The sequence below is a fragment of the Crateriforma spongiae genome, from assembly GCF_012290005.1.
GTDB classification, from domain to species: Bacteria; Planctomycetota; Planctomycetia; order Pirellulales; family Pirellulaceae; genus Crateriforma; species Crateriforma spongiae.
This window is the reverse complement of the sequence record NZ_JAAXMS010000005.1, coordinates 64975-75631: the sequence shown is the minus strand read 5'-3', so window position 1 is coordinate 75631 and position 10657 is coordinate 64975. Positions and strand designations below refer to the sequence as shown.

The 10657-nt window shown below is 57.8% G+C and carries 7 protein-coding genes; 1 reads left to right on the top strand and 6 read right to left on the bottom strand.

All coding sequences use genetic code 11. From position 1 onward, the window contains the following. Positions 1 to 64: 64 nt before the first annotated feature. From HFP54_RS14410 to HFP54_RS14400, 3 genes are all read right to left on the bottom strand, one after another. Complete coding sequence (locus HFP54_RS14410) at positions 65 to 1720, bottom strand: cation:proton antiporter domain-containing protein (protein ID WP_146413044.1); 1656 nt, start codon at positions 1718 to 1720, stop codon at positions 65 to 67. A gap of 99 nt (positions 1721 to 1819) precedes the next feature. Beyond that, entirely contained in the window at positions 1820 to 4450 is a 2631-nt protein-coding gene (locus tag HFP54_RS14405; RefSeq protein WP_168565677.1) for a YbcC family protein, read from the bottom strand. 71 nt (positions 4451 to 4521) lie between these two features. Beyond that, on the bottom strand, positions 4522 to 6261 hold the full coding sequence (locus HFP54_RS14400; RefSeq protein ID WP_168565676.1) for a proton-conducting transporter transmembrane domain-containing protein: 1740 nt from the start codon (positions 6259 to 6261) through the stop codon (positions 4522 to 4524). 277 nt (positions 6262 to 6538) lie between these two features. Here HFP54_RS14400 and HFP54_RS25645 point away from each other — a divergent pair, with 277 nt between their 5' ends. Further along, on the top strand, positions 6539 to 6940 hold the full coding sequence (locus tag HFP54_RS25645) for a helix-turn-helix transcriptional regulator (RefSeq protein ID WP_168565675.1): 402 nt from the start codon (positions 6539 to 6541) through the stop codon (positions 6938 to 6940). Positions 6941 to 6946: 6 nt separating this feature from the next. On the opposite strand, the gene HFP54_RS14390 is transcribed toward HFP54_RS25645, so the two are convergent. The 3 genes from HFP54_RS14390 to ilvN form a co-directional block, all read right to left on the bottom strand. Further along, complete coding sequence (locus tag HFP54_RS14390) at positions 6947 to 8806, bottom strand: CRTAC1 family protein (protein WP_315853896.1); 1860 nt, start codon at positions 8804 to 8806, stop codon at positions 6947 to 6949. A gap of 40 nt (positions 8807 to 8846) precedes the next feature. After that, positions 8847 to 9854 (bottom strand): ketol-acid reductoisomerase, encoded by a 1008-nt coding sequence (ilvC, locus tag HFP54_RS14385; RefSeq protein WP_146413041.1) that lies wholly within the window; start codon positions 9852 to 9854, stop codon positions 8847 to 8849. Positions 9855 to 10028: 174 nt separating this feature from the next. Further along, positions 10029 to 10592, bottom strand: a complete 564-nt coding sequence (ilvN, locus tag HFP54_RS14380) for an acetolactate synthase small subunit (RefSeq protein ID WP_145299648.1) — start codon at positions 10590 to 10592, stop codon at positions 10029 to 10031. Positions 10593 to 10657 lie beyond the last annotated feature (65 nt).

Below are 10657 nucleotides of genomic sequence, written 5' to 3'. Positions count from 1 at the left end.
AAACGCAAAGCCGCTGCTCGTTTCCGCCAAGGACTCACGCAGCGGCTTTCTTCATTCCCCGACTTCAAGCGTTTTGTGGACGTTCGTTTGATTCGTCGGCAGGCTTTGCACCGGCGGTCGCAAGGAACCGGGTCAAGGCAATTGACGCCTCCGCTTCCTCGCTGACCACATGATCGGCACCGACAGATTTCAGCTTTGGCAACGTTGCTTGATACCGGCACCGGACAACGATCAACGCCTGTCGATTCAATTGACGAATTTTGCGTACGGTGCGAATCGCAACGGCATCGACCGGCACGCAAACGGCAACCGCAAAGCAACGATCCACTTCGGCAAATTGCAATGTTTGTGCTTCCGTCGCATCGCCACAAACGGTGCGAAACCCTTCCTGGGCAAATGCGTGCAAATTGATTTGACTCAAGTCAACCACGCAAACATCTTTGCCCTCGATTTCCCACTGCGATGCGACCTGCCGACCAATGGGCCCGGCACCAATCACAGCCACGCGATGGCTTTCACGGCGGGGCGCCACGTCCGTGACCTGACCGCCGTCCGTCTCCGTTTCATCACGTGTCCAGCGAAAGCCGAGCTTCATCAGCGGTGGTGTCAACAACAGTGTGCCAACGGCCAAGGCCACGATCTTCTCATAGGCCGCGTGGCTGACGACCCCCGATTCGTATCCCAACAGCGCGAGCACGAAAGCGAATTCCCCCACATGCGCTAGACCGATTCCCATGCCGATCGCGGGTCGAATCGCCAACCCCGTCAACCGCAGTGCGACGGTCGCGGCAACGGCTTTGACAAGCACCAAAGCCACGAAGGCGATCAACATTCCCCAGGGTTCACGGGCCAATAGGGCTGGGTCCAATATCATCCCCAAGCCAATAAAAAACACGGCCGAGAATGTTTCGCGAAATGGCAAGACCAGGGCGTCGATCTGACGAGACCACCGGTTTCCGTTGAAAATCAATCCGGCCGCGAACGCACCAACCGCCGGAGGCAGACCGACCAAGTGTGCGGCCCAGGTCACCGCCCCCAAAACCACGATCGTGAACAAAATCACCAACTCGGGGCTTCGGTATCTTGCCAACGTCGGGATCAACCACTGGCCGATGACGTATCGCATCGCGACCACCATCGCCAGAAACCCGACGGACATTGTTGCCAACAGAATGTACTGTCCGAATCGAACGGCTTCGCCGTCACCGGTCAACAGCGGCACCAAAAGCAGCAATGGCACTAGTGCCGCGTCCTGAAAAAGCAGGATACCGATCGCGCGACGACCCGGCGGACGATGCGCTTGGCCCCATTCCGAAAGGGCTTTGAAAACCAGCACCGTCGAACTGAATGCCAACGCCGAAGCCACCAAAACCGCCGAACGCCAGTCTTGGCCGTTGGCGATCAGCCATGCCGAAATTGGTCCGCCCACCAACAGCATTTGGACCGATCCGCCGACCAACAAGTTTCGCCCCAAACGACGAAGGTCGCCGAGCGAAAACTCTAAACCGATGGTGAACAACAACAGAAACACGCCGCCTTCGGCGATGTGTGCCAACTCTGCTCGTTCGTCGACGACCCAGCCTGTGACACCGGGGCCAAGCAAGACGCCGACCAACAGATAGCCGACCAGCACGGACACATTCAACAACCGACACAGCAGTCCGGCGGCCAACCCGGCCGCCAAAATGATCATCAGGTCGTGTATCAGTGCTTCGGTCATTCGATCGCATTGAAATCAAGGTGGAGCAGATACTGCATCTGGCAGACTAACATCCACCTTGTTCCCTGCGAAGGATTGTCCGAATTGGATTTTTGGACCTCAGGCGACAACGTCCAAGGCGACCTCGACCCACTGTCCGTTGTCCGACAAACGGAACGAATGCTGCCCTTCGATCGCGACCAAGTTCAGCCACCGATTCTCGACCCAGGTGCGGACGTTATCGTGGGATGCCAACACCCGATCGACCAACGATCGCGAAGCATAGAACACAGCCAACAGTCGCAAGGGTTCATGGGCGTATCGGCTGCCATTGTGCAATGACTGCCAAGCCAAACCGTTCATCAAATCGCCACCGTTGCCTGACTGTACGCCAAAGCCACCGACGACGTTGTGGACAGTCTTGTTGCCGCTTCCGAAATGTCGATTGTCCACGACTGAGGCGTAGTACTGCATGTTGATGCTGTGCGCGACCACCAGCGGACCGGCCACCAAATTGTTTAACAGTTCGCCATCCGGGTCGCTTTCGGCGTCGTATTCGTGCAGGAAGACACGACCGTTCAGGTCCGCCGACCGAGTTCGTTCGCGTGGTCCAAACACGATCGCGGCATTCCCGGCCAAGCCCCATTCGGGTCGCACTTCGCCCCAATCCAGCGAACGCCGGAACGAATCACCGTCCGCCCCCGGTTCCCGCCAGGTTATCTGTCGTTCACGCCGAGTCGCCCGGCATGCGACTTCGATGGCATCCTTCACCTCACTGAACTGCGACTGCAGTTGCGAAGGGATTGAATCGGCATCGACCAGACGAATGTGATCGGTGGTCGTTTCGTGGACCGCCGCCAGCACGACGGTGGAGGACGGAATTGACACGCCACGTTCGCTGAGAGCCTCACGAACATCAGGTCGATTCAGTAACGCCGCCGCCACCCTGGCGTTCACTTCGCCTGAATGCCCACCGCAAGCACCGCACTGCAACGTCGCGGCAACCGGATTGTTCGTCGTGTGACTTTCATGTCCGCACAAGATCAACAAATCGCTGATCGGTTTGCCGACCAATCCCAGCCCCCGAATTAACCCTTCGGCCGCATCGATCCATGCTTGTTGGCATGCGGTGTCTAGATCGGACATTGGGGCCACCGGTTCGGTCCCACAGGCTGCGTGCGATTGCGAGCCCCGCTTCGGCTGCAGCGTTGGCGACACAGTGCGCCCAAACAGCTTCGGCAAAAACGAAAGCCCCAGTGATTCGACAAAAGCGAATCCGCCCAGTGCCGTGTCTTTCAACCCGGTCAGCCACGATTGATTCTTTCGCTGTTGAATCGCCACATGCCTTTGCCGAGCCAATTCGTCGGCATTCGCACCGCGATGACCTTCGAAGACCCGCAGTGATGGCTTCAGCACGAACGGAACCTGTGGCTTGGCGGCTTCGGAATCCAGCGGCACGTAGTCGATCGGCATTCCGAAGAACCCGGCAAATCCAAGCGTTTGCACCTGAGCATTGCTGGACTCAAGGTGGCGACGAAGTCGTTCGCTTCGTACGTCAATACAAAACGCGATCTGTGCGATGGGAGTTTCATCCTGTTTCGGAACAGCTTGGTTGCTGTCGGCTTGCCGTAAATTCGAGTCCGTCTGACCGTGTTGGTTCACCGGCGATGACGAGTGCCCGGTCAATGCAAGCCGTCCAAGCAGTTCCCGCTGGAATGACAATTCCGTCGCCCGCAGCATCAGATACCGCAGCTTGACCTCTTCTAGCGATTCATGGACCGATGCCGCGAAACGTCCGACTCGGTCGTCCGCAATGTTGTCCCAGCTGACGCGATAAGATTCGGAATCTGCGACAGCGGCTTCGTAGGCCAAATGAATCGCCAACAAATCGATCAGTTCATCGGGTTCACCCGCGTGACCATACTGTTGCGACTGGAATTTCACCCAACCGTACCAACCCGGCATTTGAAAGACCAAGCACAGCAAATAGGTTTCCCACCACCGTTGGGGAACCCGCAGATGCTTCAAACAATGGACGATTGCGGCCTTGGGCGACGGCGGAAGCAACGAAACGAACTCGCGAAAATCCTTCACCCCAAGCACTTCGACCGTGCGATCGATTCGCGCTAAGCTGTGCCACGATTGATACAACGTCAGGTTTCGACATGGCATCGACCACAATGATGTCCCGCGATCGTAAAACGCCGAAACATGCTTGCCGATTTCGTCAATGACGGTCCGCTCGTAATCCGTGCCCATTTGCCGATCCAACAACTCGGACATGCTGCGCACGCGTCGGTCGGGGTTGGGAATGGACAGCGGAATGTCAATCCGGTCCGCCGCGTCCGCATCGGCGGGTCGCGGTGGAACCGACCGAAGCTTTTCGATCAGTTCGTCCACCGACCACGGTGTATCGTCGTCGACACCGTCGGTTCGCAATTCGTCCAAAGCGTCGGCGATGGCCTGGCGCCCGACTTGGCCGTCACGAAACTGGTCCGCGTAATACTGAAGCGGCATGAGTGTTTCGGACTCTGAAAACACTCGCAGAAACCCCCGGGCGTTCAGAAAACGTCGTTCCGATATCCCGACGTACGGATTGACCGCGACATAGTCATCCAAAGGCCATACGGGCGCGATCACGTCAAAGATGCGTTGGACCAAATCCCGAAACTGTTCGGCGGGATGCAGCCGTGTTGTGGCTTCCGTTGCGACGCTTATTCCGGATTGCTGGGCAGGATCAGCTTGCGACATCAATAAGTCTCCTGGGACGAACACCAGTGTGTGTTGTGTGTGATTTCAAGGGTTTACGACGGGCGAATCGATCATTCGTGCGGAAGCAGTCGGATCCGACGACGCAACCAAGCATCGACGTAAAAGCCATTTCGAACGTGAACGTAAAGAGCCAACCAGCGCTGACCGTCTCCCCACATGACCTGTCGCTGGATCCAAGCCAAGCCGACAAAGGCAAGGATGGCCACCACACCGACAGACCATTGCACCGGAGCCATGGCGGCGTGCGATAAATCGGTTGACGCGATGAACACGACAAACGTTAAAGCGGCGACGTAGGCCGCCACCATCAGCACCACCCGAGCGGCGATCGCTCGGTGACTGGGCAGTCCCGCGTGTGAGCGACCGACAAGACGTTGGCCCCAACGCATCACGCCCGCCTGTGTTTCCGTCGGTCCGAATCCTGACGACGTGCTTTGAGACATCGACAACCGGGGCATCGACAATGCAAACAGTGATATAGACATGACGCAGGCGAGAACGATCCCACCGGGTTTGTGCAACGGATCGAAACCGAAAACGCTTAGCAACGTCAGAATCAAAGCGACCTGTGACGCAATGATGGCAAAGGAAACCAAAGGCCTGGCAAACACGGGCGAGACCGATGAATCACCGGCCTGATCCGCTGCATGGGATGCGCCGGTGGATTTCCCGGTCTTGTCGTCAACCAAATCGAATCGAGGCAATTCACCGCTGGCCAAAAATGCGTTGGCCTTGAAAACCGAATGGGCGATCAAGTGCAGCAGAGCGACACCGAAGGCGCCCAAGCCGCATTGCAACATCATGAATCCCATCTGTGCGATCGTCGAATACGCCAACTTTCGCTTGATATTGGTTTGCGTCATCATCACCAGGGCGGCGAAGACCGCGGTCACCAACCCCACCATTGCCAGGGTCGCCAAAGCCGCAGGCACCTGCGAAACAATGGGGCTGGTTCGAATGATCAGATAACCGCCCGCGTTGACGATCCCGCCGTGCATCAGGGCCGAAACCGGCGTCGGCGTTTCCATGGTTTGTGGTAACCAAGTGTGGAACGGTACTTGGGCCGACTTGGTCGCGGCACCGGCGATCAATAGCCAAACGGCGACTTGCACCGGAGTTTCAACGCCCGCCGAACCGATTGCATCCGCGGTCGACGCGAACATCGCTTGGAAATCCAGGGTGCCGAAATTCTGCCACAACAGGACTGCGGCGATGATCAAACAGAGATCACCCAACCGACTGATGAAGAACTTCTTCCAGGCGGCAATTCCGGCCGCGGGCCGGTGACGATAGTGAACCAACAACTGGTGAAGCGACAGGCTGGTGGCCACCCAAAACAGGATGAACAACGCCAGGTTGCTGGACAGCACCAACAAGCTGACCGATCCGGTCGCCACTGCGATCCAGCGAAAGAAACGCCCCTGGGCGGCCTCACCGTCCAGATAACGAAGGCTGTATCGTGCAATCACCACTGCCAGAGTGGAGATCAACACCAGCATGATCGCCGCCAAACCGTCCAAACGCAGAAGCGACGTGAAGGGCAGAAAGCGAAACGCATCGCCGGTGGACCACTGTGAGACGCCGGTTTGTGGATCCAGCCAGCGATTCCAACCGACCCACGCGAACGCCAGCACGCTGACCAGCCACTGCACGGCCAACGCGTTGGTGACCAGACGCGAAACTCCGGTCGCCCAGTGATTGGCCCGACGGTCGGGCAACAAAGCAAGAGCCACCAAAAACAGGGGCAACACCGACGTCGCCACGACAGGCAACCAAATGGGTTCGACCACGGGACACTCTCCGGAAACACAGAAATCAGTAAAAACGCAACCTTTCTCACGCTTCAGTTTTCGCGAAGACTAAAGCACGACATTCTTTTCGTCAATTCGCAGTCGCGTTTTGAGTTTCATTTTTCTTGCCCGCGGGTCTCGATTTGGCTCAAATTTCCGGCATTTCGCGGGAAAAAGGCGTCAGATTGTTCGCGAATTATTTTTCGCTTCTTTGGTACAATCGCGGTTTGCCGACTGCGCGACACGGCCGCGACGTCGCGATCGGTGCTTTTCTTGGGTGACAGAAACAGGAATCGACGTGGCCAAAAGTACCCCCAATCGATCGCGAACCACTTCCCCAGCGACGCTCCCCCCAACGGTGCCCGCGGTGGATCCGATACCGACGACGCACCGGTGGACGTTCCTGACGAATCACGCGCACGTGCTGATCGTTTTGCACGGACAACCCGATTTGGTGCTACGCGAAGTCGCCGTTCGGGTCGGGATCACCGAACGCGCGGTCCAGCGGATCGTCCAAGAATTGGAAGAAGAGGGGTTTCTGCGGCGTGAAAAAGTCGGCCGCCAAAACCATTACCACGTCATCACCGACCAACCGCTGCGCCACCCGATTGAGGCGCATCGTGATATCGGCGATCTACTGGAATTGATCACCAAAGCGGGCTCCGGCGGCCCGTTATAGACTGCATCAGTCTTCGGGATCGCCGACCGCCTGCCCGTCGCCTTCGCGAAAGACAACGGTCGAATCCACTGCATCGACGTCAAACGCTTCCACGTTACCACTGGGCCAGGCAACACGAATGGAATCGACTTCATCGACTTCGCCGAGCCCAAAGATCAATTCCTTTTGGCACTGGCTAAGGTAACTGCGGGTCGGCATCACCGTCTGGGACACGACCGCATCGGCCGACGTCAGAGTCACGTTCGCACCGATCGCATCACGGTTGCTTTCCTTTCCGATCAGCCGCACCTTCAAGAAGTGATGACCGGTCTGTTGGTCGTTTCGAAAAACACGCGCCGGTCCACCGCTGGTGGAAATCACCACGTCGGGATCGCCGTCGTCATCGAAATCACCATAGGCGGCGCCGCGTCCGACGATCGGCTGTTGAAATCCGTCGCCCGTTTGTTCGGCTGATGTCAGAACCAGTTCGGTTCCCGCATCGGGGCCCGCGTTCCAAAACAACTGCGGCGGCTGATGGTATCGTTGGGTCGACTGTGTCTTGGCAATGTCATCCTCCAGGTGCCCGTTGGCACCCAGAACATCGGGCCGACCGTCAAGATCCGCATCAAAGAAGAACAGGCCGAACGTCAAGCCTTGCCGGGTGGGCGGGCCAAATCCGGTGAACATCGCCGCATCGACAAACTGATCTCGACCAGGCCGTGTCATGTAAAGCGCACTGGCCTCATTGGCAAAGTTACCGATGCCCACCGCCAAGGTTCCGTCGCTTCGGAAACGGCTGCAATCAATACCCATCGCACCGCGTGCATTGCCGCTGCGGTCATAGGCGATGCCACATAATTGCCCGACTTCGACAAACGTGCCATCGCCCTGGTTTTCGAACAGAAAGTTCCGCACGGTGTCGTTGGCGACGATGATGTCGATCCAACCATCATCGTTGACATCGACCGGTGCCAGCCCCATCGCTTTACCCAGCGGCACATCCGTATCGGGATTGCGAATCTGTATTCCCGCGGCCTGTGAGACGTCGGCAAAGGTCCCATCGCCGTTGTTGCGATACAGATAGCTGAACGTGCCGTTGAACGCCCGCGGAGGACCGTACGCCCGATTGATCCCATCAAGCGTAAAGTTCTGGGACAGATCCGAATCGCGATCCCACGCCACGTAGTTGCAAACAAACAAGTCCAAGTAGCCGTCGCGGTCGAAATCAAAGAACCCGCAACTGGTGCTCCACGCATCATCGGCGCCGGCGACACCGGCGGCATCGGTAATTTCCACAAAGCGACCATCGTCGTTGCGTAGCAGACGATTTTTTCCGACCGCACTGACGAACAGATCCGCGTCACCGTCGTTGTCGAAATCGGCCGTGGCCACGCCCATCCCGTACAGCTTCAACGCCGCGCCCTGGTCGTCCGAAACATCGGTGAAGTTGCCTTCGCCGTCGCCTTGAAACAAACGGCACGTCGGCGGCGGATCGGAGGGCGATTCGGACCAGGGCCAATCGTCACCGTTGACCCAGAAAAGATCCTGGTGGCCGTCGCCATTAAAATCGAACACGGCCACACCGCTGCCCATCGTTTCGGGCAACAATTTTTCACCGGCGCGGCCGGTGTGATGCAAAAAATCGACGCCGGCGGAATCGCTGACGTCGGTCATCGTCAGCGTGGGCAGGTCGGACGCCTGTTGACGCAGTTCCGGGTTGACCGTTTCAAAGACTTGCGGCTTGGGCGGTTCCGGGGATTCCGCAAACACCAACCACATCAAACCGCCGGCGATCGCCAGCAGACCGATGATCAAGACCGACCGACGTAGGGCGACGCCGATGATGGCGTCGTCTTCGGTGTTTTCATCTCGAATCGGTTCGTTCACGGTCCACCCGTTGGGGAAAAGGCGACGGAACGACGGAAAGTCAGTCGACTTCCTTTTCGTCGATCCAGTTCATCATTCGACGCAAACCCTTGCCGACTTGTTCAACGCCGTGCTGGCGTTCACGGCGACGAGTGGCCTTGAAGAACGGAGCACCGCCACGGTTCTCCAAGATCCAGTTGCGTGCGAAGGTGCCGTTTTGGATTTCCAGCAAGACCTTCTTCATCTCCGCTTTGGTTTCGTCGGTGATGATGCGAGGTCCGGTGCTGTAGTCACCGTATTCAGCAGTGTTGCTGATACTGTAACGCATGTAGCTGAGCCCGCCTTCGTACAACAGATCGACGATCAGTTTCAGCTCGTGCATGCATTCGAAGTAGGCCATTTCCGGCTGGTAACCGGCTTCGACCAGCGTATCAAAACCGGCTTTGACCAGTTCGCTGACGCCGCCACACAACACCACCTGTTCACCGAACAAGTCGGTCTCGGTTTCTTCGGCGAACGTGGTTTGGATCACACCACCGCGGGTGCCGCCGATGCCTTTGGCGTAGGCCAAACCGATTTGCTTGGTTTCATCGCTGGCACCATCACCCAGGGCCAACAGGGCGGGGACACCGCCACCCTTTTCGTATTCGCTGCGGACCAAGTGCCCGGGGCCCTTGGGGGCGACCAGCATGGTATCGATGCCGGCGGGCGGCACGATTTGGCCGAAGTGAATGTTGAAACCGTGGCTGCACATCAGGATGTTGCCTTCGGTCAGATTATCGCGAATCGAATCGCGATAGATGTCGCCTTGGACTTCATCGGGCAACAAGATGTTGATCACGTCGGCCGCTTTGGTCGCATCGGCGATCGACATCGGCTTGAATCCATGCGAAACGGCCAAGTCATAGTTGGCCGAACCGGGACGCTGACCGATGACAACGTCACAGCCGCTGTCACGCAGGTTTTGAGCTTGGGCGTGACCTTGGGAACCGTATCCCAAGATGGCAATCTTCTTGCCCTTCAAATGGGACAGGTCGGCATCGTTGTCGTAATAAACCGTTGCGGCCATGTTGATCTATCGTTCGTGGGAGAAGTGGAAAACGGGCATTCAGTTGGACGATGGGCCGGACGATCGATTCGGTGTGGCACAATCGAACGTGCCGCAACGAGAAAGATAGCGATCGCACGGAAGGCAGATCGGCGACCGTGGCCGCCGAATCAAACGTTGTATTTGCGGAGGTATTCAGGCGGTCGTGAAGCGACGAATCGTACCGACGTCGGACGTCGGCGGTTCTTCGGTGATGGCCGGTCCGCTGGCACCGCGGACCATGGCGACGCGACCGGTGCGGACCAGTTCGACGATTCCGTAGGGACGCATGCGTTCGATAAACGCTTGGACCTTGTTTTCCCGACCGCTGATTTCGATCATCACTTCTTCCGGACCGACATCGACGATCGCACCGCGGAAGATGTCCACCAATTCGCGGACTTCGCTGCGTTTCGGGCCGGCGGGCGCTTTGACTTTGACCAGCAACAGATCGCGTTCGACGAAATCGCGGCTGCTGATGTCTTGGACGCGGACGACCGTGACGATCTTTTCTAGCTGTTTCCGTACCTGTTCGACCACGCGATCGTCGCCGACCACGACAAATGTCATGCGTGACAATCGTCGGTCTTCGGTTTCGCCGACGGCCAGCGAATCGATGTTGTAGCCACGCGAGGCCAGCATGCCGCTGATGTGAGCCAGCACGCCGGGGACGTTCTGGACCAGAGCCGATAAAACGTGACGGTGCGGAGGGTTAGACATGGTTGGGCGATGATTGGAAATGAAGGCGATATTGTGTGAAGGCGTCGAGTCGACCGGCGTCGCAA

Excerpts from the sequence above, each read along its gene's own strand:
- HFP54_RS14410 (WP_146413044.1), bottom strand. The coding sequence starts at position 1,720 with ATGACCGAAGCACTGATACACGACCTGATGATCATTTTGGCGGCCGGG.
- HFP54_RS14405 (WP_168565677.1), bottom strand. The coding sequence starts at position 4,450 with ATGTCGCAAGCTGATCCTGCCCAGCAATCCGGAATAAGCGTCGCAACG.
- ilvC (WP_146413041.1), bottom strand. The coding sequence starts at position 9,854 with ATGGCCGCAACGGTTTATTACGACAACGATGCCGACCTGTCCCATTTG.
- ilvN (WP_145299648.1), bottom strand. The coding sequence starts at position 10,592 with ATGTCTAACCCTCCGCACCGTCACGTTTTATCGGCTCTGGTCCAGAAC.